Source organism: Massilia phyllosphaerae, assembly GCF_034659755.1.
GTDB lineage: Bacteria > Pseudomonadota > Gammaproteobacteria > Burkholderiales > Burkholderiaceae_D > Telluria > Telluria phyllosphaerae.
This window is the reverse complement of record NZ_JAXSQX010000001.1, coordinates 605924-631961: the sequence shown is the minus strand read 5'-3', so window position 1 is coordinate 631961 and position 26038 is coordinate 605924. Positions and strand designations below refer to the sequence as shown.

The 26038-nt window shown below is 65.4% G+C and carries 27 protein-coding genes; 15 read left to right on the top strand and 12 right to left on the bottom strand.

Features of this window, described 5'->3' with window-relative positions:
* Nucleotides 1-70: 70 nt before the first annotated feature.
* The gene (locus tag U1H99_RS02825) at nucleotides 71-718 is read left to right on the top strand and encodes a DUF4136 domain-containing protein (RefSeq protein ID WP_323140251.1); all 648 of its coding nucleotides are present in this window, start codon (nucleotides 71-73) and stop codon (nucleotides 716-718) included.
* A gap of 143 nt (nucleotides 719-861) precedes the next feature.
* On the opposite strand, the gene U1H99_RS02820 is transcribed toward U1H99_RS02825, so the two are convergent.
* Genes U1H99_RS02820 through U1H99_RS02805 form a run of 4 tightly spaced genes read right to left on the bottom strand, consistent with a single transcriptional unit; the run spans nucleotide 862 to nucleotide 3356 of the window.
* On the bottom strand, nucleotides 862-1008 hold the full coding sequence (locus U1H99_RS02820; RefSeq protein ID WP_323141226.1) for a hypothetical protein: 147 nt from the start codon (nucleotides 1006-1008) through the stop codon (nucleotides 862-864).
* Between the two features lie 7 nt (nucleotides 1009-1015).
* Nucleotides 1016-1990, bottom strand: a complete 975-nt coding sequence (locus tag U1H99_RS02815; RefSeq protein WP_323140250.1) for a quinone oxidoreductase family protein — start codon at nucleotides 1988-1990, stop codon at nucleotides 1016-1018.
* Nucleotides 1991-2019: 29 nt separating this feature from the next.
* Entirely contained in the window at nucleotides 2020-2415 is a 396-nt protein-coding gene (locus U1H99_RS02810) for a methylglyoxal synthase (RefSeq protein ID WP_323140249.1), read from the bottom strand.
* A 20-nt stretch (nucleotides 2416-2435) separates the two neighbouring features.
* Nucleotides 2436-3356, bottom strand: coding sequence for a DMT family transporter (locus tag U1H99_RS02805; protein ID WP_323140248.1), 921 nt, complete (start codon nucleotides 3354-3356; stop codon nucleotides 2436-2438).
* A gap of 104 nt (nucleotides 3357-3460) precedes the next feature.
* Between U1H99_RS02805 and U1H99_RS02800 the strand changes: the two genes are divergently transcribed.
* From U1H99_RS02800 to purD, 3 genes are all read left to right on the top strand, one after another.
* Nucleotides 3461-4297, top strand: coding sequence for a DUF2182 domain-containing protein (locus U1H99_RS02800; protein WP_323140247.1), 837 nt, complete (start codon nucleotides 3461-3463; stop codon nucleotides 4295-4297).
* Between the two features lie 68 nt (nucleotides 4298-4365).
* The gene (locus U1H99_RS02795) at nucleotides 4366-5091 is read left to right on the top strand and encodes a YebC/PmpR family DNA-binding transcriptional regulator (RefSeq protein WP_323140246.1); all 726 of its coding nucleotides are present in this window, start codon (nucleotides 4366-4368) and stop codon (nucleotides 5089-5091) included.
* A gap of 24 nt (nucleotides 5092-5115) precedes the next feature.
* Nucleotides 5116-6387 (top strand): phosphoribosylamine--glycine ligase, encoded by a 1272-nt coding sequence (purD, locus tag U1H99_RS02790; RefSeq protein WP_323140245.1) that lies wholly within the window; start codon nucleotides 5116-5118, stop codon nucleotides 6385-6387.
* Between the two features lie 156 nt (nucleotides 6388-6543).
* Here the strand turns inward: purD and U1H99_RS02785 are convergent, their stop codons facing one another.
* On the bottom strand, nucleotides 6544-6837 hold the full coding sequence (locus tag U1H99_RS02785; protein ID WP_323140244.1) for a GIY-YIG nuclease family protein: 294 nt from the start codon (nucleotides 6835-6837) through the stop codon (nucleotides 6544-6546).
* A gap of 229 nt (nucleotides 6838-7066) precedes the next feature.
* On the opposite strand from U1H99_RS02785, the gene hemF reads away from it, so the two are divergent.
* The 7 genes from hemF (at nucleotide 7067) to U1H99_RS02750 (ending at nucleotide 13272) form a co-directional block, all read left to right on the top strand.
* Nucleotides 7067-7981 (top strand): oxygen-dependent coproporphyrinogen oxidase, encoded by a 915-nt coding sequence (hemF, locus tag U1H99_RS02780; RefSeq protein ID WP_323140243.1) that lies wholly within the window; start codon nucleotides 7067-7069, stop codon nucleotides 7979-7981.
* A gap of 4 nt (nucleotides 7982-7985) precedes the next feature.
* Nucleotides 7986-8684 carry a nicotinate-nucleotide adenylyltransferase gene (locus U1H99_RS02775; protein ID WP_323140242.1) on the top strand — a complete coding sequence of 233 codons (699 nt, stop codon included), beginning with the start codon at nucleotides 7986-7988 and terminating at the stop codon, nucleotides 8682-8684.
* The gene (gene rsfS / locus U1H99_RS02770) at nucleotides 8684-9376 is read left to right on the top strand and encodes a ribosome silencing factor (RefSeq protein WP_323140241.1); all 693 of its coding nucleotides are present in this window, start codon (nucleotides 8684-8686) and stop codon (nucleotides 9374-9376) included. The genes U1H99_RS02775 and rsfS overlap by 1 nt, the downstream gene beginning before the upstream one ends.
* A 27-nt stretch (nucleotides 9377-9403) precedes the next feature.
* The gene (rlmH, locus tag U1H99_RS02765; protein WP_323140240.1) at nucleotides 9404-9874 is read left to right on the top strand and encodes a 23S rRNA (pseudouridine(1915)-N(3))-methyltransferase RlmH; all 471 of its coding nucleotides are present in this window, start codon (nucleotides 9404-9406) and stop codon (nucleotides 9872-9874) included.
* On the top strand, nucleotides 9875-10495 hold the full coding sequence (locus U1H99_RS02760; protein ID WP_323140239.1) for a Maf family protein: 621 nt from the start codon (nucleotides 9875-9877) through the stop codon (nucleotides 10493-10495).
* Nucleotides 10496-10642: 147 nt separating this feature from the next.
* Nucleotides 10643-12118: a ribonuclease G gene (gene rng / locus U1H99_RS02755; protein ID WP_323140238.1), complete on the top strand. Its 1476-nt coding sequence runs from the start codon at nucleotides 10643-10645 to the stop codon at nucleotides 12116-12118.
* Between the two features lie 53 nt (nucleotides 12119-12171).
* A complete protein-coding gene (locus tag U1H99_RS02750) occupies nucleotides 12172-13272 on the top strand; it encodes a glycosyltransferase family 9 protein (RefSeq protein WP_323140237.1) in 1101 nt (366 codons plus the stop codon).
* Nucleotides 13273-13438: 166 nt separating this feature from the next.
* Here U1H99_RS02750 and U1H99_RS02745 read toward each other — a convergent pair whose 3' ends face one another.
* From U1H99_RS02745 to U1H99_RS02730, 4 genes are read right to left on the bottom strand one after another with little or no spacing between them, the layout of a single operon-like run.
* Nucleotides 13439-14248: an ABC transporter substrate-binding protein gene (locus U1H99_RS02745; RefSeq protein WP_323140236.1), complete on the bottom strand. Its 810-nt coding sequence runs from the start codon at nucleotides 14246-14248 to the stop codon at nucleotides 13439-13441.
* Between the two features lie 45 nt (nucleotides 14249-14293).
* Nucleotides 14294-15037: an energy-coupling factor ABC transporter ATP-binding protein gene (locus U1H99_RS02740; protein ID WP_323140235.1), complete on the bottom strand. Its 744-nt coding sequence runs from the start codon at nucleotides 15035-15037 to the stop codon at nucleotides 14294-14296.
* Nucleotides 15034-15741 (bottom strand): ABC transporter permease, encoded by a 708-nt coding sequence (locus U1H99_RS02735; RefSeq protein WP_323141200.1) that lies wholly within the window; start codon nucleotides 15739-15741, stop codon nucleotides 15034-15036. Before U1H99_RS02735 ends, U1H99_RS02740 begins: the two co-directional genes overlap by 4 nt.
* A gap of 7 nt (nucleotides 15742-15748) precedes the next feature.
* Nucleotides 15749-16591: a formate dehydrogenase accessory sulfurtransferase FdhD gene (locus tag U1H99_RS02730; RefSeq protein WP_375341576.1), complete on the bottom strand. Its 843-nt coding sequence runs from the start codon at nucleotides 16589-16591 to the stop codon at nucleotides 15749-15751.
* A 152-nt stretch (nucleotides 16592-16743) separates the two neighbouring features.
* Here U1H99_RS02730 and U1H99_RS02725 point away from each other — a divergent pair, with 152 nt between their 5' ends.
* Nucleotides 16744-18270, top strand: a complete 1527-nt coding sequence (locus U1H99_RS02725) for a class I adenylate-forming enzyme family protein (RefSeq protein ID WP_323140234.1) — start codon at nucleotides 16744-16746, stop codon at nucleotides 18268-18270.
* Nucleotides 18271-18363: 93 nt separating this feature from the next.
* Here U1H99_RS02725 and U1H99_RS02720 read toward each other — a convergent pair whose 3' ends face one another.
* Nucleotides 18364-18600 (bottom strand): hypothetical protein, encoded by a 237-nt coding sequence (locus U1H99_RS02720; protein ID WP_323140233.1) that lies wholly within the window; start codon nucleotides 18598-18600, stop codon nucleotides 18364-18366.
* 224 nt (nucleotides 18601-18824) lie between these two features.
* On the opposite strand from U1H99_RS02720, the gene U1H99_RS02715 reads away from it, so the two are divergent.
* Nucleotides 18825-21086 carry an SDR family oxidoreductase gene (locus tag U1H99_RS02715; RefSeq protein WP_323140232.1) on the top strand — a complete coding sequence of 754 codons (2262 nt, stop codon included), beginning with the start codon at nucleotides 18825-18827 and terminating at the stop codon, nucleotides 21084-21086.
* Nucleotides 21087-21258: 172 nt separating this feature from the next.
* Nucleotides 21259-22206 (top strand): DUF535 family protein, encoded by a 948-nt coding sequence (locus U1H99_RS02710; RefSeq protein WP_323140231.1) that lies wholly within the window; start codon nucleotides 21259-21261, stop codon nucleotides 22204-22206.
* Here U1H99_RS02710 and waaF read toward each other — a convergent pair.
* Nucleotides 22203-23252, bottom strand: coding sequence for a lipopolysaccharide heptosyltransferase II (gene waaF / locus U1H99_RS02705; RefSeq protein WP_323140230.1), 1050 nt, complete (start codon nucleotides 23250-23252; stop codon nucleotides 22203-22205). The genes U1H99_RS02710 and waaF overlap by 4 nt on opposite strands.
* Before the next feature lie 13 nt (nucleotides 23253-23265).
* Nucleotides 23266-24996 (bottom strand): lipid A export permease/ATP-binding protein MsbA, encoded by a 1731-nt coding sequence (gene msbA, locus U1H99_RS02700; protein WP_323140229.1) that lies wholly within the window; start codon nucleotides 24994-24996, stop codon nucleotides 23266-23268.
* Nucleotides 24997-25178: 182 nt separating this feature from the next.
* Between msbA and U1H99_RS02695 the strand changes: the two genes are divergently transcribed.
* The gene (locus U1H99_RS02695; RefSeq protein WP_323140228.1) at nucleotides 25179-26015 is read left to right on the top strand and encodes a glycosyltransferase family 2 protein; all 837 of its coding nucleotides are present in this window, start codon (nucleotides 25179-25181) and stop codon (nucleotides 26013-26015) included.
* The last annotated feature ends 23 nt before the right edge of the window (nucleotides 26016-26038 follow it).

The following is a 26038-nucleotide window of genomic DNA, read 5'->3' as shown; positions in this document are numbered from 1 at the left end:
AAGATATATTCCTGCACCAGACCGATTACAAAGCGCGCTCACAAAGCGCGATACCAGAGAGATATCCATCATGAAACGCACAATGATTTTGGCAGCGGCTTCATTGAGCCTGCTGCTGGGCGGCTGCGCGAGCACGATTCGCAGCAACGTCACGACGTTCAACCAATGGCCGGCCCAGCTGCCCGAGAAGAGCTACGCCTTCGAGACCGCGCCGGCCCAGGACAATACCCTCGAGCTGCAGAGCTACCAGAACCTGGTGCGCGGCCAGATGGCCCGTCTCGGCTTCCATGAAGCGCCGCAGGCGCCGGCGCTGAAGGTGTCGATGCGCTTCTCGACCATCGACGTGCCGACCCAGGTGGTCTACCCCGCTTTCGCGCCGACCTACGCCTACTCGCCGCGCTTCGCCTACTTTGGCGGCCGCCGCCGCTTCTGGGGCGGCGCCGGCTGGTACAGCCCCTTCTACGACCCGTTCTGGGGCCCGATGCCGATGTACGACGTGCAGGAAGAGCACCGTTACCACCGCCAGGTCCAGATCGGGATCCAGCAGGCGGGCGACGGCAAGCGCCTGTTCGACGTCACCGTGCGCAACGTCAGCAGGCAGGAATCGACGCCGGCGGTGATGCCGGCGCTGGTGCAGAGCGCGTTCGAAGGTTTTCCGGGGCCGAATGGCGGGTCGCGAGTGATCGAGTTGAAGCAGCAGCCGCAGCAGAATGGGTGACTGGTAGGGTGAAACGGCTACCGGCTTGATAGAGACCGGTAAAGCGTCGTCCCTGCGCAGGCAGGGACGACGTTCTTATTTACGCGGTCAAAATGACTGCAGCGATGCGCAGTGGCTGTATGGCGTTCAGGAGGCGTATCCTATCAAGAAAAATACGCCTCCGACCCAAACGTAATCGCCACGATCAGCAAGATCGCCAGCAGCAGCACCACCAGCAGGCGCCCGAAACGCGGCTCGGTGGCCGGCTCCGGTTCCATCGGCGGTTCCCTGTCGTCGCTGAATTCCCTCATGGCAGGCTCATGGCAGCAGGATGGTCTTGCCCGTGGTGCGGCGCGCTTCCAGCTCGATGTGAGCCTGGGCGGCGTCGGCCAGCGGGAAGCGCTGGTTGATCTCGATGCTGACCTGGCCGCTGGAGACCATCTGGAACAGGTCGGCCGCCATCGCCTCGAGTTTTTCGCGCGTCGAAGCATAGGTCTGCAGCGTGGGGCGCGTGATGAACAGCGAGCCGCGCGACACCAGTTCGCTCAGCGCGAACGGCGGCACCACGCCGGACGAGTTGCCGAAGCTGACCATCAGGCCGAGCGGCGCCAGGCAATCGAGCGAGCGCGTAAACGTGTCCTTGCCGACCGAGTCGAACACGACCGGCACCTTGGCCCCACCCGTGATCTCCATGACCCGCTGCACCACGTCCTCCGTGTTGTAGTTGATGACATGGGCGGCGCCGTGGCTTCTGGCCAGCTCCGCCTTCTCGTTTGACCCCACGGTACCGATCAGGTTCGCGCCGATCGCGCGTGCCCACTGGCAGGCGATCAGGCCGACGCCGCCGGCGGCCGCATGGAACAGCACGGTCTGCCCGGGTTCGAGCTTCCAGATTTGCCGGAACAGGTATTGCACGGTCAGGCCCTGCAGCAACATGGCGGCCCCCGTGTCGAACGGGATGTCGTCCGGCAAGCGCACCAGGATATCCGCCGGCATCACCCGCACTTCACTGTAGGCCCCGTTCGGGCGCGCCGCATAGGCCACACGATCACCCGGTTTGACATGGGTCACATCCGGCCCGACGGCCTCGACCACGCCCGCCCCTTCCTGGCCCAGGCCATTGGGCAGATCGAGTGGATATAAACCAGTGCGGAAATACACGTCGATGAAATTCACGCCGATCGCGTGATTGCGCACGCGCGCCTGCCCGGGACCGGGTTCGCCGACGTCGACGTCGGCCAGTTCCAGCACCTCGGGGCCGCCGGTGCGCGCGAATCGGATTGCCTTTGCCATGCCTGTCTCCTCAGGGGTCCGTGGAAAAATCAGTGTGCCGATTGCGCGATCAGCTGCGACAGCACCAGCCGCGCGCTGGCCACGTTGGTGGCGCACGGAACGTCGTGGACGTCGCAGGCGCGCACCAGCGCGTTGATGTCCGGCTCGTGCGGCTGCGGGGTCATCGGGTCGCGCAGGAAGATCACGCAATCGACTTCGCCGTTCACCAGGTTGGCGCCGATCTGCAAGTCGCCGCCGAAGGGGCCGGAGTGCATGCGCGTGACGTCCAGGCCGACCTCGGCGATCAGGCGCGCGCCGGTGGTGCCGGTGGCCGACAGCGTGCAGGTGCGCAGGAAGTCGCGGTATTCGCCGGCCAGCGCGACCATGTCGTCTTTTTTCTTGTCGTGGGCAATCAGGGCGATTCTTGGCTTGAGCTGTGGGTTCATCGTCTCTCTTTTCGTTAAGGTTATTTTTTCAGCGACAGCATATAAATTCCCCCCAGCACCAGCGCGGTGCCGCCGAGCTGGATCGCCGTGATCGGCTCGCCCAGCAGCGCCCAGCCGAGGAACAGCGTCGACACCGGGCCGATCATGCCGGCCTGCGATGCGCTGGGGGCGCCGATGCGCTGCACCGCGGCCATCGTCATGAAGACCGGGAAGATGGTACAGAATAGCCCGTTGACGAAGGACAGGCCATATACCTGCAAGGGCTGTACCAGCATGCTTGCCGGCCGCAGCAGGAAGAACTGGCCGATGCAAGCGGCGCTCGATACGCACATTGCATACGCGACCAGGCGCAGCGAGCCAATCCTTTTCACCATCTCGCCGGTGCCCAGCAGGTAGACCGCATACGCGACCGCCGAGCCGAGCACCAGCAGCGAGCCGGCGGCGATGCTGCCGCTGCCGCCCTGCAGGTCGTGCAGGAAGACCAGCACGATGCCGCAATACGACAGGGCCAGCGCCGCCCACTGGGCACCGTTGACGCGGCGCTTGAACACCAGTGCCGTCATCAGGAGGACGAAGGTCGGCGTGGTGAACAGGATCAGGCGCTCCAGGCCGACCGAAATGAATTGCAGGCCGAGGAAATCCAGGTAGCTCGACAGGTAGTAGCCGAGCAGCCCGAGCACGACCAGACGCCAGCGGTCGCCCTTCGACAGCGCCGGCCCGGTGCGCATCTTCCACAGCGCCACACCGGCAAATACCGGAAACGAGAACAGCATCCTGAAGGCGATCAAAGTCACCGCATCGATGTGGTAGCGATACAGCAGCTTGGCGACAATGGCCTTCGTGGAAAACAAAATAGCTCCGCCAATGGCGATCGAGAGGCCGGCGATTTGTGCCGGGCGTGTCACCGGCGCAACAGAAGTGTCGATTGCAGTTTTGCTCATCAGGCAATTGTAGGATGAATCCGGCTTGTTGGCTGAGGACGCCTGTGAACGCCATCGCGGCGGCGCGGTCCAATCGCGGTCCACACCTCATCCTTGGAGGATTCATGGCGTTTCCAAGCGGCGCCCCGCTATCCGCGCAAGTCCCCGCACTGGTGCCGGGCCAGGGTGCCACGCACCTGCCCGACCATGCACCCTTGCGTGCCGGCGTCGACCGTACCGTAATCCTGAGCCTGCTGGGCCTGCTCATGGTCCTGTGCTGGGCCATCCTGCTGCTGCGTGCCGGCAGCATGCCCACGACCGATTTCAGCCTGCACGCCGTCGATACGGCGCCCTGGGACCCGGCCGACCTGGCGCTGCTGCTGGCCCTGTGGCTGGCCGTCATCGCCGCCATCATGCTGCCGGCGGCCGTTCCCGCGGTGCTGCTGTATGCGCGCGCCAAGCGCCTGCGGCGCGAGCCCTGGGTCTACCTGTCCACCCTGGTGTTCACGCTGGGCTGCCTGTCCGTGTGGAGCGGCTGCGCCCTCGCCGCCGCCACGCTGGCCTGGCTGCTGCACGATGCCGGCGCGCTCGACGAATCGATGGCGGTGGTCGTGCCGACGGCCACCGGGCTGGCGCTGGTCGCGGCCGGGGTCTACCAGTGGACGCCGGCCAAGCATGCCTGCCTCGAACATTGCCGGGCACCGCTGGCCTTCGTACGTACCGGATGGCGGCGCGGGCTGCCGGGGGCATTCCGGATGGGCGTGGCCGATGCCCGCGGTGCTACCGGCTGCTGCTGGCTGCTGCTGGCGCTGGCGTTGCCGACCGGGGTGCTGAACCTGCCCGTCATCGGCGGCCTGGTGGTGCTGGTCCTGGCCGAAAAACTGTTGCCGAACGGACATCTCCTGGCCTGTGCCGCGGGCCTCGGACTGGTTGCCTGGGGCACCGCCCTGTTGTTTCCCTGACAGTTTTAAGAGAGGGGGCTATGTTAAAATGCTGGGGATTACGCTTAATCCTTTAAGGGACTTTTAACATGGCTGGACACAGCAAATGGGCCAATATCAAGCATAAGAAGGCCGCCACCGACGCCAAGCGCGGCAAGATCTGGACCCGACTCATCAAGGAAATCACGGTCGCCGCACGCATGGGCGGCGGCGACATGAACACCAACCCGCGCCTGCGCCTTGCCGTCGAAAAGGCTGCGGATGCGAACATGCCGAAGGATAACGTCACGCGCGCGATCCAGCGCGGCTCGGGCGGCCTGGAAGGCGTGAACTACGAAGAAATCCGCTACGAAGGCTACGGCATCGGCGGCGCGGCGATCATCGTCGACTGCATGACCGACAACCGCGTGCGCACCGTGGCCGAAGTCCGCCACGCGTTCAGCAAGTTCGGCGGCAACATGGGCACCGAGGGTTCGGTGTCCTTCATGTTCAAGCACGTTGGCCAGTTCCTGTTTGCCCCGGGCGTGGAAGAAGACAAGCTGATGGATGCCGCACTGGAAGCCGGCGCCGACGACGTGATCGCGGACGAGGAAGGCGGTTTCGAAGTGCTGTGCGACCCGAACGCCTATGCCGGCGTCAAGGAAGCGCTGGAAGCGGCCGGCTTCAAGGCCGATTCGGCCGAAGTCATCATGAAGCCCGACACCGAGACCGCGTTCACCGGCGAAGACGCCATCAAGATGCAGAAACTGCTCGACGCCCTGGAAAACCTGGACGACGTGCAGGAAGTGTATACCAACGCGGTCATCGAAGAATAAGCTGCCCATTCAAGTAAAGCGCCCATGAAAATCCTGGTAGTCGGCTCTGGCGGCCGTGAACACGCCCTGGCCTGGAAACTGGCCCAATCCGATCGCGTGCAGATGGTCTACGTCGCGCCCGGCAACGGTGGCACCGCGCGCGACCCGCGCCTGGTGAACATCGACATTACCGATCCGGCCGCGCTGGCCGACTTCGTCGTCGCCGAGCACATCGCCCTGACCCTGGTCGGTCCGGAAGTGCCGCTGGCGGCCGGCATCGTCAACCTATTCCGCGCGCGCGGCCTCAAGATCTTCGGCCCGACGCGCGAAGCGGCGCAGTTGGAAAGCTCGAAGGACTTTGCCAAGGCCTTCATGCAGCGCCACGGCATCCCGACCGCGAAGTACCAGACCTTCTCCGACGCCGCCCAGGCCCACGCCTACATCGACGCCAACGGTGCGCCGATCGTGATCAAGGCCGACGGCCTGGCCGCCGGCAAGGGCGTGGTAGTCGCCATGTCGCTCGAAGAAGCGCACCAGGCGGTCGACGACATGCTGTCCGACAACCGCTTCGGCGACGCCGGCGCCCGCATCGTGATCGAGGAATTCCTGGCCGGCGAGGAAGCCAGCTTCATCGTCATGTGCGACGGCAAGAGTGTGTTGGCACTGGCTACCTCGCAAGACCACAAGCGCCTGAAGGACCACGACCAGGGCCCGAACACCGGCGGCATGGGCGCCTACTCGCCGGCACCGATCGTGACCCCGTCGATGCATGCGCGCGTGATGCGCGAGATCATCAACCCGACCATCCAGGGCATGGCCCGCGACGGCATCACCTTCACCGGCTTCCTGTATGCCGGCCTGATGATCGACGCCGCCGGCAATCCGAAGACGCTGGAGTTCAACTGCCGCATGGGCGATCCGGAAACCCAGCCGATCATGGCGCGCCTGAAGAGCGATTTCGTCACCGTGCTCGAGCACGCCTGCAACGGCACGCTCGACGTGGTCGAACTCGAATGGGACCGCCGCACCGCGGTGGGCGTGGTGATGGCCGCCGGCGGCTACCCGGACAACCCGCAAAAAGGCGACGTCATCGACGGCATCCCGCCGGAAACCCCGGAATGCATCACCTTCCACGCCGGCACCCAGCTGGTGAACGGCGCCCTGCAAACCGCGGGCGGCCGCGTGTTGTGCGTGGTGGGCCTGGGCGACAGCGTCAAGATGGCGCAGAAGCAGGCTTACGACACCGTCGACAAGATCCACTTCAATGGGGCGCAGTACCGCCGCGATATTGGGTGGCGTGGGGTGAAGCAGTCCTGACGAACTGCTGCTCCGGTTCCTGAAAAGCGGAACACTTGCTGGAAGGCGGTGTTCCGCTTTTGCTTTTGGAGCATCGGTAACAGTAGCCATAACAGCAAGAGACCGTCACCTTCAATCAACGTCATTCCCGCGAAAGCGGGAATCCAAGTTCGTCGCCTACCTCGCAATCTCATCATAAAGATCACGCCAATCAGGATTCAACTCCTGTATCAGATTTACCTTCCAGTCGCGATTCCACTTCTTTATCTGTTTTTCACGTGTGATAGCTTGCAGTATTTCGGCGTGGATTTCATACCATACGAGTTGCTTGACGCGATGCTGTTTGGTAAAGCCACCCGTTACACCCCCACGGTGCTGCCACACCCGTTTGATCAAATCGGATGTCACACCGATATAGAGCACACCATACGGTGCGCTTGCGAGGATGTAGACGTAGCTGGACTTTTCCATAAGTCGCTATGGTGCACATCAGGTGCTTTTTATTGATGATTGGTCTCAAATGCGTAGATCCTGGTTATGCGTCCAACTTGGATTCCCGCCTTCGCGGGAATGACGTGCGGGCGTAACAGTGTAAGGAACGCAGCGAGGTGCCTTCTCCACGCGTTAGCTGTCTCCTATCACAATCCCCCGCATCAGTGTACAATCCCCGTTCATTTTTTCGTTCCCATCCAATTCCCACATGTCCACCCCCAACCCTGCCGCCGTCAAGGCCTGGCTGATCGACCTGCAGGCGCGCATCGTGCAAGCGCTCGAAGACGTCGATGGCAAGCCCTTCCTGCGCGACACCTGGGAACGTGCCGAGGGTGGTGGCGGTGTGTCGCGCCTGATCGAGGAAGGCAATGTGTTCGAACGCGGCGGCGTGAATTTCTCGCACGTGCGCGGCGCCAGCCTGCCGCCGTCGGCGATGGCGGCGCGGCCGGAACTGGCCGGACGCGCGTGGGAAGCGATGGGGGTGTCGCTGGTACTGCACCCGCGTAATCCGTATGCGCCGACCGTGCACATGAACGTGCGCTTTTTCGAGGCCACGGCGGAAGGCAAGGAGCCGGTGTGGTGGTTCGGCGGCGGCATGGACCTGACGCCGTATTACGGCAACCTCGAGGATGCGCGCCATTTCCACCAGGTCTGCCACGATGCGGTGGCGCCCTTCGGCAGCGAACTGCATCCGCGCTTCAAGCGCTGGTGCGACGATTATTTCTACCTGAAGCACCGCAAGGAAGCGCGCGGCGTCGGCGGCATCTTCTTCGACGATTTCAACGAGCTCGGCTTCGATGCTTCGTATGCGCTGATGCAGCAGGTCGGCAACGGTTTGGTCGACGCCTACCTGCCGATCGTCAAGGCGCGCAAGGACCAGCCCTACGGCGAGCGCGAACGCGATTTCCAGGCCTACCGGCGCGGCCGCTATGTCGAGTTCAACCTGGTGTGGGACCGCGGCACCCTGTTCGGCCTGCAATCCGGCGGCCGCACCGAAGCGATCCTGATGTCGATGCCGCCGATCGTCAAATGGCGCTACGACTGGCATCCGGAACCGGGCAGCGCGGAAGCGGCCCTGTACAGCGATTTCCTGCCGCACCGGGACTGGCTGCTCAGTGACTGACAGCGTGACGACTTGCGTTGCTTTGCTGGGCGGCAGTTTCGACCCGGTACACCATGGCCACATCGCACTGGCCGAACTGTGCGCGCAATTGCTGCATCCCGACGAACTGCGCATCATGCCGGCCGGCCAGCCTTGGCAGAAAGCCGGGCTGCAGGCCAGCGATGCCGACCGTGTCGCGATGCTGCAGCTGGCCCTGCAGGCGGGCAGCTTTGCGCCCGGCGTGAAGGTCGGGATCGATACCCGCGAGATCGACCGCAAGACCCCGACTTATACCGTCGAGACCCTGCGCGAATTGCGTGCCGAACTGGGGCCGGATGCCTCGCTCGTGTTCGTGATGGGTGCCGACCAACTGCAGAAGCTGGACACCTGGCGCGACTGGCACAGCCTGTTCGACCTGACCAACTTCGTGGTGGCGGCCCGTCCCGGCTACAGCCTCGAGGAAGCCGGCCTGACCCCTGCCGTGGCGGCCGAACTGGCGCAGCGCAAGAGCACGCCGGAAGACGTGCGCACCAGCGCTGCCGGACGGGTCTGCCTGGCCCATACGCTGGCGGTCGATATCTCGGCGACCGAGGTGCGCCAGGCATTAAAAAACCGCGTTCAATCCGGCACGGTAAATGCGGAAAATGCCGCCGCCAAGGCTGGCGCATGCCTCGCACCGCAAGTGCTAGACTATATTCAACAACATAACTTATACAAGAGCTAATGGATATCAAGAAACTGCAAACGCTCGTCGTCGACGCCCTCGAAGACGTCAAGGGCCAGGACATCGTCCTGTTCGACACGACCCACCTGACCAGCCTGTTCGACCGTATCGCGGTCGTGTCCGGCACGTCGAATCGCCAGACCAAGGCGCTGGCCGCCTCGGTGCGCGACAAGGTCAAGGCAGCAGGCGGCGATGTGGTTGGCCTGGAAGGCGAAGACACGGGTGAATGGGTGCTGGTCGACCTGGGCGACATGATCGTCCACATCATGCAGCCGGCCATCCGCCAGTACTACCGCCTGGAAGAAATCTGGGGCGAGAAGCCCGTCAAGCTGGGCGCCGCCAAGCGCAAGTCGAGCGCCGAAGCGCAGGAAGCCGACGCCGCACCGAAGACCAAATCGAAGCACCTGGCCGCGACCCAGGAACAGCCGGAAGTCAAGCCAGTGCGCGAGCGCAAGCCGGCAGCGAAGAAGGCAACGGAAGGTACCGCCGCCAAGAAACCGGCCGCCAAGAAGATCCCGACCGGCGCCACCGTGAAAGTCGCCGTGCCGAAAGCCGCTGCCGCCGATGCAGCCGCCGCCAAGGCCGCCAAAGCCGCGACCACCAAGCGCCTGGCCAAGGCCGCTGCGCCGGCAGCCGATGCCGCACCGGTGAAGAAGGTCATCCGCCGCGCCGTCAAGAAAGTCGCCGAATAAGCCTTCTGCCTTTTGCGTAATTAACCGATGCAGTTGATCATTGCCGCGGTCGGCCACAAGATGCCGGCCTGGATCGAGACCGGGCTGGCCGAGTACGTCAAGCGCATGCCGCCCGAGCTGCGCATCGTGCTCAAGGAAATCAAGCCGGTCGAGCGTTCGGGCAGCAAGACCGCGGCCACCGCCATGGCGCTCGAACGCGAGCGCATCGAAGCCGTGCTGCCGAAGGGCGTGCGCATCATCGCCCTCGACGAGCGCGGCAAGGACCTGACCAGCGTCGGCCTGTCCCAGCAGCTGGAAGCCTGGCAGCAGGACGGGCGCGACGTCGCCTTCTTGATCGGCGGGGCCGACGGCCTCGATCCCGAACTGAAGGCGCGCGCCGATGGGCTGATCCGCATTTCCAGCATGACCCTGCCTCACGGTATCGTACGAGTCATGCTGGCGGAACAGCTTTATCGTGCATGGTCGATCACCCAGAACCACCCCTACCACCGCGTCTAAATGAGACCGCTCGACAAGAAAATCTACCTCGCCTCGAAAAGCCCGCGCCGCCGCGAACTGCTGCGCCAGGTCGGCATCGATTTCGAACTGCTGAGCCTGCGCTCGGACCCGGGCCGCGGCGTCGACGTGAGCGAGGACGTGCACACGAGCGAGCCGGCGCTGGCCTACGTGGAACGGGTTGCGCGCGAAAAAGGCGCGTTCGCCTGGAACGTGCTGCACCTGCGCCGCATGCCGCTGCGTCCGGTGCTGTCGGCCGACACCACCGTCACCATCGACGGCGAGATCCTGGGCAAGCCGGAAAGCCCGAACGAGGCGATCGCGATGCTGGAGAGCTTGTCGGGCCGCACCCACCAGGTGCTGACCTCGGTCGCGCTGCACTATACCGACGTGACCGAGCAGATCACGCAGGTGTCCGACGTGCGTTTCGCCAAGCTGACCCCAGAGATGATCAAGGCCTATTGCGCGACCTCGGAGCCCTACGACAAGGCGGGCGCCTACGGCATCCAGGGCCTGGCGGCACTGTTCATCGAGCATATCGAGGGCAGCCATTCGGGCATCATGGGTTTGCCGGTGTTCGAGACGGCGCAGTTGTTGCAGAAAGCCGGGATCAAGGTGCTGTAACCCTTACAGCCAATACTGTGCATGGGTCACGCGTGGGCGGCGCACAAGGTACGTTGTTTCGGACCGGTGCGGTCGAGCCGCCCACCCTACGCCACACGGTCCCCGTGTATGATGGCACCCTGAACAATAAATGCACGGCCTTGGCTCATGACTGAAGACATCCTGATCAATATCACCCCACAGGAAACACGCGTCGCGCTGGTGGTACAGGGAGCCGTGCAGGAATTGCACATCGAACGCACGCTCACGCGCGGCCTGGCCGGCAATATCTACCTGGGCAAGGTGGTGCGCGTGCTGCCGGGGATGCAGTCGGCCTTCATCGACATCGGCCTGGAACGCGCCGCCTTCCTGCACGTCGCCGACATCTGGGAAGCGCGTCCGCACGACGGTCCGAACGGCAGCAGCACGGCGAGCCCGACCCCGATCGAAAAGATCCTCTACGATGGCCAGGTGCTGACCGTGCAGGTAATCAAGGACCCGATCGGCACCAAGGGCGCGCGCCTGTCGACGCAGATCTCGATCGCCGGCCGTATGCTGGTCTACTTGCCGCAAGACAAGCATATCGGCATCTCGCAAAAGATCGAAAAGGAATCCGAGCGCGACGCGCTGCGCAGCCGCATGCAGGGCCTGCTGCCGCCGGAAGAAAAAGGCGGCTACATCGTGCGCACCCAGGCCGAGGATGCCTCGGATGCCGACCTCGCGGCCGACATCGATTACTTGCGCAAGACCTGGGGCGCGATCGTGAAAGGGTCACGCACGCGGCCGGCCACCAGCCTGCTGTATCAGGACCTGAGCCTGGCCCAGCGCGTGCTGCGCGACTTCGTGCACGACGAGACCGCCGCTATCCTGGTCGATTCGCGCGAAAACTACCTGCGCCTGGTGGACTTTGCCCAGATCTACACGCCCAGCGTGCTGTCGCGCCTGCAGCACTACACCGGCGAGCGGCCGCTGTTCGATCTGTACGGCGTCGAGGAAGAGATCCTGCGTGCGCTGGGACGCCGCGTCGACCTCAAGTCCGGCGGCTACCTGATCGTCGACCAGACCGAGGCGATGACGACGATCGACGTCAACACCGGCGGCTTCGTCGGCGGGCGCAATTTCGCCGACACGATTTTCAAGACCAACCTGGAAGCCGCGCACGCCATCGCGCGCCAGCTGCGCCTGCGTAATCTGGGCGGCATCATCATCCTCGACTTCATCGACATGGAGAACAACGAGCACCGCAATGCCGTGCTGGCGGAGCTCAAGAAGACCCTGTCGCGCGACCGCACCAAGGTGTCGGTGAGCGGCTTCTCGGCGCTGGGCCTGGTCGAGATGACGAGGAAGCGCACGCGCGAATCGCTGGCCCATATCCTGTGCGAGCCCTGCCCGGCCTGCAGCGGCAAGGGGCAGGTCAAAACCTCGCGCACGATCTGCTACGAAATCCTGCGCGAGCTGCTGCGCGAAGCCAAGCAGTTCAACCCGCGCGAGTTCCGCATCCTGGCCTCGCAGGAAGTGGTCGATCTGTTCCTGGAAGAAGAGTCGCAGCACCTGGCGATGCTGGGCGACTTCATCGGCAAGAAGATTTCGCTGCAGGTGGAAAAAGGCTATCACCAGGAGCAGTACGACGTGATCCTGATGTGATTTTCGGCTCGTTTGGACTACACTAACGAGCACTGGCGGCACCGTAAGACATAATGAACCCACCTCTCATCCCTGCCGACTTGCTGGCCAAGTCGGACAAGATCCTGTTCATCGCCCACCTGGCGCTGGGCGACTACACGTATTTGCAGAACTGCTTCGCGGCATTCGCACGCGCCTATCCGCACCTGAAACTGCACCTGTGGGTGGACGAAGTGCGACGCACGGCGGACGCGTCGCAATGGCCGCACCTGAAGAAGAACGTGCTGTACGACTGGCTGGCCGCCTGCGACTTCATCGACAAGGTGTACGACCAGAACTACTCGCCCGCGCTGTTCCAGGCCTCGATCCAGGATGCGCGCCAGGAGCAGTACCCGATCGTGGTGTCGCTGGCCACGCTGCGTCCGCATTTCTATGCGCACCTGGCGCGCGAGATCAGTCCGAACGGCTTCGTCACCGGCTTCAAGAAACCGCTCGGCTTCGGCCTGCACCGCTACTTCAGCTACCGCAAGCTGGATGCGAGCATGGATCCGGACCCGGCCGACCGCAGCGCCGCGCCGCACATCAGCGACGTCTACGCCGGCTGGTTCCGCCAGCTGGCCAATGTCGACATTCCGCCGGCCGGACGGATTCCGTTCGTGCACATCCCGGAACGCTACATCGACGGCGCCCGCGCCAAGCTGGCCGAATGGGGCTTCGCCGGGCGCCAGGGCAAGCTGGTGTTCATCAATCCGTTCGCCAAGACCCGCAAGCGCTGCTGGCCGGTCGAGCGCGTGGCCGAGCTGATCACCACCATGCGCGCCCAGCCCGAGTGGCGCGACGCCTGCTTCATCGTCAACGCGGTGCCGCAGGAAATTGCCAACGTGAAAGCGATGCTGGCCGAGCGCCAGCTCGACCGCACCGAGCTGTTCAGCGCCAACGAGAATTTCTTCCAGCTGCCGGCGATGCTGGCGCAATGCGACCTGATCGTATCGGTGGAAACCGCGGTGATGCACCTGGCGAACGCGGTCGGCGTGCCGGTGGTGGCCTTGATGCGCCAGAAGACGCCGGAGTGGGCGCCGGTGGACAAGGCCAACAGCACCGTGATCACGGCAGACCAGCGCAGGGATTGGGTGAAGGCGATTCCGGTGCAGGCGGTGATGCACGCTTTGGCGTGATCGATTGCCCGTGATAGTGAAAAGGCCGCTGCGTGCGGCCTTTTGTTATTCATGCGTACGTTGAACGCGTGGACGGGGAACCTGTCCACCCTACCGGTGACGCATCCGCTGCGGTAGGGTGGACGGCTCTGCCGTCCACGCGTTCAACCTGCGCGTGAGTCGCCGACTACTTCGCCGACGGGAAAAACAACTGCTCCCCAGCCGGCTTGAAAGCCGCGATCTTCGCCTGCCCTTCGGAAGACGTCATCCACTCGATCAACTGCTTCGCCCCCTTGTAGTTAATGCCCTTGTGCTTGGCCGGATTCACCGCAATGATTCCGTAGGGATTGAACATGCGCTTGTCCCCTTCCACCGCGATCGCCAGCCCGGTCTTGGCTTTATAGGCACCATAGGTAGCGCGGTCGGTCAGCGTGTAGGCGCCGATTTCGGCGGCCATGTTCAGGACTTCGCCCATGCCCAGGCCGGCCGAGACGTAGTTGGTGCCGGCCGGCTTGGCACGGGCCGTTTGCCAGTAGCCTTTTTCCATCACGTCGGTGCCGGAATTGTCGCCGCGCGAGATGAACTTGACGTTGCCGGCGGCGATTTTTTTAAAGGCGGCGATCACGTCGCGTTCGCCCTTCAGCCTGGCCGGATCGGCCTCCGGGCCGACCACGATGAAGTCGTTGTACATCACGTCGCGGCGGTCGATGCCCCATCCCTCGGCCACGAACTTGTCTTCCAGCGCGCGCGCGTGGACCAGGGTGACGTCGACGTCGCCGTTCTTGCCCAGTTCCAGCGCCTTGCCGGTACCGACCGAGATCACGTTGACCTTCATGCCGGTCTTCGCTTCGAAGCTCGGCAGCAGGTAGGCCAGCAGGCCGGAATTCTCGGTGCTGGTGGTGGTCGACAGGCGCAGCACCTTGTCGTTCTGGGCGTGGGCGAAGGGCGTGGCGAAAGCGACACTCAAGACGAGCGCGAGTACGGAACGGCGTTGCATGGACATCCCCAGTCTGGTTATAAAATTCACCAGATTATAAATCGATCAACGGTATTCCAGGTGGCCGTCGCGCAGCTTCATGCGCTGCACGCCCGGCAGGTTGATGAGGTCGCGGTCGTGGCAGGCGATGACCACGCTGCTGCCCGCTTCGACCAATGTCGGGATCAGCGCGATCACCTGTTCGCGCGCCGCACCGTCCAGGTTGGCCGTCGGCTCGTCCAGCAGCAGCAGTTTCGGCTGCAGCACCTTGGCGCGCGCCAGCGCCACGCGCTGCTTTTCGCCGCCCGACAGCCTGGCCGGGTCGGTGCCTTCCAGGTGGGTCACGCCGGCCCAGGCCATCGCCTGCGCCACCGTGCGCGCGATCTCGTCCTTCGGCATCTTGCGCAGGCCGAGGCCGTAGCCGATGTTGTGGGCGACGCTGGTCGAGAACAGGATCGGATGCTGGTGCACGTAGACGATGGCTTCGCGCAGCGCGCGCGGGTAAGGGTGCACGCGCAAGACGTCGTCGCAGGCAAAGCGCAGGCTGTCGATCTCGGCGCGTTCGAGGCCGCCCAGCACGCGCAGCAGCGTACTCTTTCCCGCGCCGTTAATCCCGGTCAGCACATAGGCGCCGTGGGTGGCGATTTCGATGCGCTCGATGTCGAACAGCAGGCGGTCGCGTTTGTGCTCGTGAAAGCGCTTGCGCAGGCCGCGCACGCCCAGCAAGGCCTTGCGCCGCTCGTCGCGCTGACGCTGGTTTTCGTTTTCGTAGACCGCCGCGCTGATGCTGGTGTGGATACTGATGCTCATCCGCGCTCCCTGGCCGCATGGGCATCGCCCTGCAACAGCATCAGCGCGCCGTTCATCAACAGCGCCAGCGCCACCAGCACGATGCCGAGCGCGATGCCCTGGGCGAATTCGCCCTTGCTGGTTTCGAGCGCGATGGCGGTGGTGATGGTGCGGGTCTGGCCTTCGATGTTCCCGCCCACCATCAGCGCGCAGCCCACTTCCGAGATCACGCGCCCGAAGCCGGACAGCACCGCCGCCATCACGCCGAAGCGGCCCTCGTACAGCACGCGCAGCATCACCTGGCGGCGCGAGGCGCCCAGCGCCACCGCGGTTTCGGCGTAGCGCGGATCGAGCCCCTGCACCGCCGCCAGCGTGAACGCCAGCAGCACCGGCAGCGCCACCACGCACTGGCCGAACACGATGCCGGGCTGGGAGAACAGCCATTGCAGCTCGCCCAGCGGCCCGCGCCGCGACAGCAGCAGGTACAGCAGCAGGCCGATCAGGACGGTCGGCAGCGACAGCGCCGCCTGCGCCAGCCAGATCACGATGCGGCGTCCGCGGAAGCGGTTCATCGCGATCAGGTAGCCGAGCAGCACCGCCGGCGGCGCCGCCAGCAGCAGGCCGATCACGCTGGTCTTCAGCGACACCCAGATGATGTGCCACAGGTCGGCGTCGCCGGTGAGCAGCAGCCTGAAGGCGTGCAGGGTGGCGTCGACCAGGGGCAGTGCCATCTCAGGCCACCGGCACGCGCCGCGGCGCGTTCAGTGGTTCCAGCAGCCCCGGCTCGAACACCAGCCGTTCGGCACCGGCCAGCAGCAGGAAGTGGGTGCCGCTGCAGCGCGCCAGCAGCGACATGCCGACCTTCCCGGCCACCATGTGCCCCATCTGGGTGGTGCCGGAGCGCGACAGCAGGAAGGGGATGCCCATCTGGGCACCCTTGATCACCATTTCGGAGGTGAGCCTGCCGGTCGTGTAGAACACCTTGTCGGCGCCGGCCACGCCGTCCAGCCACATCAGGCCGGCGATGGCGTCGACCGCATTGTGGCGGCCCACGTCTTCGACGAAGTACAGCAGTTCGCCGCTGTTGGAGAACAGCGCGCAGCCGTGCACCGAGCCCGCCTGTTTGTACACCGACTGCTGGGTGCGGATGGTATCGACGATGCGGTAGACCACCGACTGCGCCAGGCGCGCGTCCGGGGGCAGCGTGATCGTCTCCACTTCGTCCATCAGTCCGCCGAACACCGAGCCCTGGCCGCAGCCGGTGGTCACCACTTTTTTCGCGGTGCGCGCCTCGACGTCGGCGATGCCGTTGCGGGTGACGACCGCCACCGCGTCGACCGACCAGTCGACCTGCACCGAGACGATGTCGTCCAGCGCGCGCACCAGGCGCTGGTTGCGCAGGTAGCCGAGGGTCAGTGCCTCGGGCGCGCCGCCCAGCGTCATCAGGGTCACCAGTTCGCGCTTGTCGACATACACGGTCAGCGGGCGCTCGGCCGGGATGTGCAGCGTGGATGGGCGGCCGCGCTCGTCGATGGACACCACTTCGTGGGTCAGGCCGGCGCTGGCCGCCGACATCGCGGGCCGATGATGTGGCACTGCAGCAGAGAAATCGGTTCGATTCATCTTGTCAGTGTGCCATGGCTGGCAAAAACGGGACGCCACCATGGCGTGTGCGGGGGAACGTGGCAGGCGTATGATGTGCGCCTTTTGTTTCAGCGACGGATTCCATGATCGACCTACAGGCCTTGCTGGCAGCCCTGCCGGCACGCATCGATGCCATCCCGCGCGCCGCGGCGGCGCGCACCCCGGACGCGCCGGCCCTCATCGAAGGCAATGCGGAGGACAGGCGCACGCTGTCGTACGCGGCACTGGTCGGCCAGATCGACCGCTACGCCTCCCTGCTGCGCGGCCGCGGCGTGCGGCCCGGCGACCGCGTGTTGCTGGTCAGCGAAAACTGCGGCGCCCAGGTGGCGCTGATCTTTGCCGCCTCGACCGTGGGCGCCTGGATCGTCAACCTGAACCCGCGCTTGTCGGCGCCCGAGATCGACGCCATCCAGCTTCACTGCGGCGCGCGCCTGGCGTTGTACACGGCGGCGCTGTCGCCGGAAGCGGCCGCGCATGCGGCGCGTGCCGGGGCACAGGCCGACGGCGAGCTGATGATCGGCCCGCTGAACGAAGCCTGCGCACCGGAGGCGGTGCAGGACGATCCAGTTGCTGCGCTGGTCTACACCACCGGCACCACCGGCCAGCCCAAGGGCGTGATGCTGAGCCACCGCAACCTGTTGTTCGTGGCCGCCGTGTCGAGCCGCCTGCGCGGCCTGGTGCCGCAGGACCGCGCCTGGGGCGTGCTGCCGATCTCGCACGTGTACGGCTTGACCTCGGTGCTGCTGGGGACCTTGAGCGCCGGCGCCTGCCTGCAGCTGGCGCCGCGCTTCACGCCGGAGGCGATGCTGCGCGCGATCCGCGACGACGGCCTCACCATCGTGCAGGGGGTGCCGGCCATGTATGCGCGCCTGCTGGAGCTGGCAGGGAACGCACGCCTGCCGTCGCGGCTGCGCTTTGCCTACGCCGGCGGTTCGCCGCTCGATCCGGACCTCAAGCGCCGCGTGGAAGCCCTGCTCGGGCTGCCGCTGCACAACGGCTATGGCTTGAGCGAAGCCGCGCCGACGGTCAGCCAGACCCGCCTGGACGCGCCGCGTGCCGACACCGCGGTCGGCCAGCCGATCCCGGGCGTGGAAGTGCGCATCGTCGACCAGGCCGGCCGCGACCTGGCCGATGGCGAGGCCGGCGAACTGTGGGTGCGCGGTTCGAACGTGATGCGCGGCTATTACCGCGCACCTTTGCTGACCGCAGCGGCGCTGCGCCCCGGCGGCTGGCTGAACAGCGGCGACATGGCGCGCCGCGGGGAAGATGGGGCGCTGTTCATCGTCGGCCGCACCAAGGAGCTGATCATCCGCTCTGGCTTCAACGTGTTTCCGCTGGAAGTCGAGACGGTACTGAATGCGCATCCGGGAGTGACGCAGTCGGCCGTGGTCGGCAAGGCGGCGGCGGACGGCAACGAGGAGGTGGTGGCGTTCGTGCAGCCGGATCCGCAGCAGGCGCCGACGGTGAACGAGCTGAAGGCCTGGGCCGCCGAACGGCTGGCGCCCTATAAACGGCCGGGGCGGATCGTCCTGATGAAGGCCTTGCCGGCTGCGGCTACCGGCAAGATATTGAAGCATGCACTCAAAGAGATGGCCGCTGCGCTGATGTAGGGTGGACAGCTCCGCTGTCCACGCGTTCGACTGACGCGGACACTGCAGCCCATTTGATGGCGCTTGAACGCGTGGACGGGAGACCCGTCCACCCTACCGCCGCCGCTTCTTCCAGTTGTAATCCGGCCCCGTCACATCCACGCCCGGATGCCCGACCACATCCGGATGCTCCGAGCACATCGTGATGAAACGCACGCCCTCCCCCTCGCGCTGGCGCTTGCGCAAACCTTCCATGAACTTCATCGCCTCGACCATCTCAGTGGTGTCGAAGGCTTGCGCCTCGGGCCGGCTTGCTTCGTCCTCGATCAGCGTCCAATACACCATATACATGCTTCTGTTCCTTTCCGCTGTCATCTTGCACTGAAATGGGGTCATCGCACCAAACTGTCAAGTCGAACAGTCGAAAAAATTCCCAAGAGAAATAGAATCTTCTTATCGGATGCTGACATTACGTAGGACTTCTCCTAAATCGCGTTTATATGTTCGGTAGCTCACACAAGAAGCAGTGTCAGCCGACTAAGGTAAAGCTTCGATTTAAAACGCAGGAAGCGCTCATGAATCTCAACAACCCTATCCAGCCAGCAACCTCTTCGCTCCAGCTGTGGGGCGGCCTCGAATGCACCGTCAATCGCGTACGCGACAATTACTTCTCCCAGATGGACCGTAACGGTCACGCAGAAAGGCTGCAAGACATCGAACGTTTTGCGTCCCTCGGGATCCGTGCGATCCGTTACCCCGTGCTGTGGGAACGCACCGCGCCTGACGGGGTCGACAAGGCTGACTGGTCCTGGCCGGACGAACGCCTGCCCGCGCTGCAACGACTGGGCGTCACGCCCATCGTCGGCCTGGTCCACCATGGCAGCGGTCCGCGCCATACGAGCCTGGTCTCCGAGGATTTTCCAGAAAAGCTGGCCGAATATGCCGGCGCCGTGGCGCGCCGCTATCCCTGGGTCGAGTATTACACACCGGTCAATGAAATCTGCACGACCGCCCGTTTCTCCGGCCTGAACGGCGTGTGGTACCCACATGGCAACAGCGAAGCCACTTTTATCCGCGCCCTGATCGTCCAGTGCAAGGCGACCGTGCTGTCGATGCGCGAGATCCGCAAGGTCAACCCGGACGCCAAGCTGGTGCAGACCGACGACTTGTCGCGCACCTACGGTACGCCGGAAATGGCCGAGTTCGCCAATTTCTTCAATGAACGCCGCTGGCTCGGCTGGGATATGTTGTGCGGGAAGATCGACCAGGACCACGCGCTGTGGGACTACCTGCTCGAAGCCGAAGCGACGCCCGAAGAACTGCTCTGGTTCAAGGACAACGCCTGCCCGCCCGACATCATGGGCGTCAATTACTATGCCACCAGCGAACGCTGGCTCGACCACCGTATCGAACGCTATCCGGAAAACCGCCGCACCCAATACCGCGGCGTGCCCCACGCCGACATCGAATGCCCGCGCGTGCTGGCCACGCCGACCCCGGGCATCGGCCCGCTGCTGCAGGAAACCTGGGAACGCTACGGCCTGCCGATCGCCATCACCGAAGCCCACATCGACGCCAACCGCGAAGACCAGATGCGCTGGCTGCTCGAAATCTGGAACGCCGCCAAGAAAGTGCAGCAGAGCGGCGCCGACGTCCGCGCCGTCACGGTCTGGGCCCTGCTCGGTTCCTACGACTGGAACTGCCTGGTCACCGAATGCCGCGGCTACTACGAACCGGGGCCGTTCGACGTACGCGGCCCGCAGCCGCGTCCGACCGCGGTCGCCTCGATGATGCGCGAGCTGGCCACTGGCCGTCCGCTGTCGCACCCGGTGCTGCAGGGCCAGGGCTGGTGGCGCCGTCCGGGCCGCTTCTTTGCCAAGCCGGTCGCCACCCGCACCGCGGTGGCCGACATCACCGACCGCGGCGCTTTCCGCTCGACCTTCCCGCAGCCGATCCTGATCTCGGGTGCCACCGGCACGCTGGGCCGCGCGTTCGCCCGCATCTGCGAGCGGCGCAACCTCGCCTACCACGTGCTGACGCGCCAGGAAATGGACATTGCCGATCCGGCGTCGGTCGAGGCCGCAATCGTGCGCTACAAGCCGTGGGCCGTGATCAATGCCGGCGGCTACGTGCGCGTGGATGACGCCGAGGGCGAAGAAGCCGAGCGTTGCATGCGCGAGAACACCCACGGCCCGACCGTGCTGGCCCTGGCCGCGATCCGCCATGGCGTGCGCCTGATGACCTTCTCGAGCGACCTGGTGTTCGACGGCAGCGCCGACCGCCCATACGTCGAATCCGACCGGGTGGCGCCGCTGGGCGTGTACGGCCGCAGCAAGGCCGAGGCCGAGCGCCGCGTACTCGATTCCGACCCGCAGGCCCTGGTGATCCGCACCAGCGCCTTCTTCGGCCCGTGGGACGAGCACAACTTCGTCGGCCAGGCGCTGGACGCGATCGGCAGCGGCCGTCCGTTCGCCGCCAGCGCCGACCAGGTGGTGTCGCCGACCTATGTGCCGGACCTGGTCAACGTCGCCCTCGACCTGCTGATCGACAAGGAATCCGGTGTCTGGCACCTGACCAACGGCGAAGCCATGAGCTGGGCCGAACTGGCACGCCGCGCCTGCGCCGCCGCCGGTATCGAACCCGCAACGCTCGAGGAAGTCGGCGGCGATACGCTTGGCCAGCGCGCCCCGCGTCCGGCCTACAGCGCCCTCTCGAGCGAACGCGGCATGCTGCTGCCGTCCTTCGGCGATGCGCTGGGGCGTTACCTGAACGAACGCGAGGTCGGCGAGCGCGCGGTCGAGAAGGAAGAAGCGGCGCCGGCGCATTACGCCAGCTGATTGCCTGACCTGTTCCTGTAAATACAACAGCCGGCCTGAGATCTGTCAAGACTCAGGCCGGTTTTTCTACATTACCGTTTTGTAACGGAACAATATATTTACTGCAAGCATCGTCGTCGTTACACTGTGTTACATAGCGTTACTTAACGAAACCAGTGTACGGAGAGCCTGCATGAAACTGTATCGTGATGAACCGGGCTGGGCCGAACGCCTGGTTGCCCAGGCCCTGCCCTCGGTCACGCTACGCTCGGCAGTACCGCCGCAATTACCGCGCCTGGCGTTTGTGCGGGAACTTGGCAAGATCCGGCTGCGCGCCCTCCTCCATCCCGGCCTGACGCCCCACTGGCTGCAGCTGCTGAATTCGCATCCTGCGTTTTCCGAATACGTGCGCAGCTGCCCGCGTTTCTTGTACAAGGTCTATCGCCCCTACAGCAGCCACGCGCTCGGCCCGCGCCAGCGGTTGGCGGCGATCCGTGCCCACTACGAATTCATCTTCCGCCGCGGCCTGGGCCAGGTGGCGGCGCGCGCCAGCCTGGCGCCGGTGGTGCTGGCCGAAGTCCAGGGCCGCAGCGCCCTGGCCTACCGCATCGAGTTGCGCACCCTGACCCAGTTCGACCGCGAGGGCGAAATGGTGCTGCAGCTGGTCCAGGACGGAAAGACGCTGTACACGGTGGCCTTCACCATCGCCGCGCGCGACGGCGGGACGGTGCCCGACATCCATGTCGGCTGCATCCAGGGCGGCAAGACCGACGATGCGCGCGAAGCGATCCGCGGTGCCACCCGCGAACTGCACGGCCTGCGCCCGAAGCAGATGATGATCGCCCTGGTGCGCCAGCTGGCCCACGACTACGGCTGCGCGCGCGTGCTGCTGGTCTCGAACCGCAACCGCGTGGTCTACAAGGCGATCCGCAACGGACGCGTGCTGGCCGACTACGACGGGCTGTGGGAAGAACTGGGCGCCCGCAAACGGACCGACGGCGATTACGAGATCGATTGCGCGGCGCTGGCGGCACCCGACATGGAAGCGATCGCGTCGAAGAAGCGGGCCGAAGCGCGACGCCGGTTCGAGGTGCTGATGCAGCTGGCGGATAGCGTCGGCAAAGGCTTGCGCGCGCGTTAGCCGCGGGCGGCCTGCAGTACCGCCGCCAACTCTCCCCACACCCGTTCCACACTCATCTTGTTCATGCAGTCGTGATGCCCCAGCGGGCATTCGCGCTGGCGGCACGGCGCGCACGGCAGCCGCAGCGACACCGTGCGCGCCAGGTCAGACAGCGGCGGCGCATAGTCCGGGTCGGTCGAGCCGTACAGCGCCACCACCGGCCGGTTCAGCGCCGAGGCCACGTGCAGCAGGCCGGAGTCGTTGGCGACCACCGCGGTGGCCTGGGCGAGCAGCGTGATCGCGTCGTCGAGCGAGGTCTGGCCCGACAAATTGAGCATGCCGGTGCCGGCCTGGCCCGCACAAGCCTGCACCTGCTTGCAGGTATCGTGGTCGTTGGGCGACCCCATCAGCGCGATCTGGGCGCCGGGCAGCGCGCGCACGACCTGGCGTGCCAGCGCGCCGTAATAGGCCGGCGGCCAGCGCTTGGCGCTGCCGAATTCGGCGCCGGGCGCAAAGGCGATCAGCGGCCGCCCGAGATCGACGGCGAGGCGCGCCGCGACCCGCTCGGTCTCTTCGCCGGCCACCACCAGGCGCGGCCGCATCGTTTCCCAGCGCGGGTCGTGCAGCGGCAGGCCGGGTTCGCGCGACAGCGCGGCGTAGAACGGCACCATCGAGCGCTGCGGGCGTTCGTCGTGGTGCATCACGTTGACGATGCCGTAGCGCGATTCGCCCTTGTAGCCGATACGGTGGGGAATCCGCGCCAGCCAGGGGATCAATGCATATTTGAGGGTATTCGGCAGGACGTAGGCATCGCGGTAGCCGCGCCGCTCCAGCAGGCGCGCATAGCGCAAGCGCTCGCCCAGCTGCAGCGCGCGGTGGCGGAACGGCGTGGCCAGGATGTCGTCGGCTTCCTGGATGCGGCGCCACACCGGCACCACCTGGGGCGGCGCCAGCACGTCGATGGCGCGCTCCGGCCGCGCGCGCTTGAGCAGGCGCAGCAGCGGCTGCGCCATCACGGCATCGCCGATCCAGTTCGGCGAAATTACCAGGGTGCGCGCATTGTCCATATCCAGGACCGGTTCATGACTCCTCCGCCAGGGTGGCGAACTGCAGGCGGTACAGGTTGGCATACGAGCCGCCCAGCGCCAGCAACTCGTCGTGCGTGCCCTGCTCGACGATGCGGCCGAGCTCCATCACGACGATGCGGTCGGCGCCTTCGATGGTCGACAAGCGGTGCGCGATGACGAAGGTGGTGCGCCCGGCCATCAGGGTGTCGAGCGCGGCCTGCACCGCGCGTTCGGACTCGTTGTCGAGTGCGGACGTCGCTTCGTCGAGGATCAGGATCGGCGCGTCCTTGTAGATCGCGCGCGCGATCGCCACGCGCTGGCGCTGGCCGCCGGACAGGCGCATGCCGTTCTCGCCGATGCGGGTGTCGACGCCTTCCGGCAGCCGCTCCACCACGTCGCTCAGGTGCGCCGCGCGCACCGCCGCCATCAGGCGCGTCTCGTCGACGCGCTCGGCGCCGTAGGCGATGTTGGCGCGCAGGGTGTCGTCGAACAGCACCACGTTCTGGCTGACCAGCGCCAGCTGGGCGCGCAGCGAAGCCATCCTGATGTCCTGGTAGGGCACGCCGTCGAGCAGGATGCGGCCCGATTCCGGCTCGTAGAAGCGCGTGACCATGTTCACGAAGGTCGACTTGCCGCCGCCCGACATGCCGACCAGCGCAATGGTCTGGCCCGCCTTGACGTCGAGCGTGACGCCGTCCAGCGCTGGCGCCAGCGCGCCCGGGTAGCGGAACTTGACGTTCTCGAAGCGCACGTGGCCCTGGGCGCGGTCGAGGGTGCGGGTGCCGGGATCGTGCTCGCCCGGCGCGTCGACCAGTTCGAACACGGTCTCGGCGGCGGCGATGCCGCGCTGCATCGGGCCGTTGACTTCGGCCAGCGCCTTCAGCGGCGTCAGCAGCATCAGCATCAGGGTCACGAAGCGGGTGAATTCGCCGGTGGTCATGCCGGCCTGCAGTGCCAGTACCACCACCAGCGACAGCGCCAGCGAGGTGGCGATCTGGGTCACCGGGGTGGTGGCGGCGAAGGCCACCGTCATGCGCTGCCAGAAGCCGCGCATGGCTTCGCTGCGCTGCCAGAAGCGGTGGTTTTCGTGGGCCTCGCCGGAAAACACGCGCACCACCTGGTGGCCGCGCACGGCTTCCTCGACGACTTGCGTCATCTCGGCGGTCACGCGCTGGTTTTCGCGGTTCAGGTGGCGCAGGCGCTTGCTGGTGGTGCGCACGATGACGGCCGTCAGCGGTACCACCACGATCGCGATCAGGGTCAGCCACCAGTTCATCCACAGCAGCGAACCGAGCAGGCCGACCACGACCAGCACGTCGCGCACAAAGGAGAGGAACACCGAGTTGATCATGTCGACCACCTGGCGCACGTCGCCGACCACGGTATTGATGATCTTGCCGGTCGATTCTTCCTGAAAGCGCGCCACCGGCAGGCGCAGCACGCGATCAAAAGCCTGCGCGCGCAGGTCGTTGGTGACCCGGCTCAGCACCCAACTGTTGTAATAGGCGGTGGCGAAGGTGCCGACGCCGCGCACCACGAACAGCGCCACCAGCACGCCCGGAATCCACCACAGGGAAAACCCGGGCTTGCCGCGGAAGCCTTCGTCCATCAGCAGTTCCAGCGCCTTGGCGAGCAGGGGATTGGTGACGGCGGTCAGCGCCATCGCCAGCAACGCCAGGAAAGCGCGCGTGCGGTAGGGTTTGACGAGTGCCCACAGGCGTTTGACGATGATACGGTTATCCAATTTTTCTCTTTCGCATTCAGGCGGACGCCCATGAGGAAAGCCGGTGCCCGCAACCCATCATTATGCATGGAAGCGACGACACCATGGGAGTGCGCCGGGACATCCCCGGCTCGGTTTGAACCAGATCAATACACTGGCCGGGAACGAATTCCAACGGGGCCAACAAGGCTAGGCTTGACACCATGCCCCCCGCCCGGCCCCTCTCGCTCGTGATCACCACCTATGACCGGCCGGACGCGCTGGCCGCCGTGGTGCGTGCCTGCTTCATGCAGGACGACAAGAACTTCGAAATCATTATCGCTGATGACGGTTCGGCTGCCAACACGGCGGCCTGCATCGAACGGCTGGCGCGGGCGTCGCCGGTGCCGCTGAGACACGTCTGGCAGCCGGACCAGGGTTTCCGCGCAGCGATGGCACGCAACCGCGGCATCCTGGCGGCGCGCGGCGACTACATCGTCTTCCTGGACGGGGACTGCATCCCGCAGCGCGACTTCATTGCACGCCACCGGGCGCTGGCGCGGCCGGGGCGGCTGGTATCGGGCAGCCGCATACTGATGAGCGAGGCGCTCACGCGGCGCGTGCTGGACGACGGCATCGACGTCGCGGCGGCTTCCGCCTTGACACACCTGCACTGGCGCATGGGCGGACACATCAACAAGGTGGCGCAGTTGCTGGTGCGCTGGCCTGACATCGGCCGCCGCAGCGGGGGCAATGCGCGGCGCTTCAACTGGCGCCGCATCAAGAGCTGCAACCTGGCGGTGTGGCGCAGCGACCTGGAGCGCGTGAACGGCTTCGACGAGAGTTTTACGGGATGGGGTTACGAGGATTCGGACCTGGTGCTGCGGCTGTTTCATGCCGGGGTGCTCCGCACCGACGGGGCGTTTGCGACCGAGGTGTTTCATTTGTGGCACCGCGAGGCCGGGCGGGATCGGGCCGGGAGTAACCGGCAAGAGGTGCTGGCGCGGGTTGAAACTGGAATCACGCAGGCCGTAAAAGGATTACGCGATCATGTATCGTAGGGTGGGCACCCCGTGCCCACCCT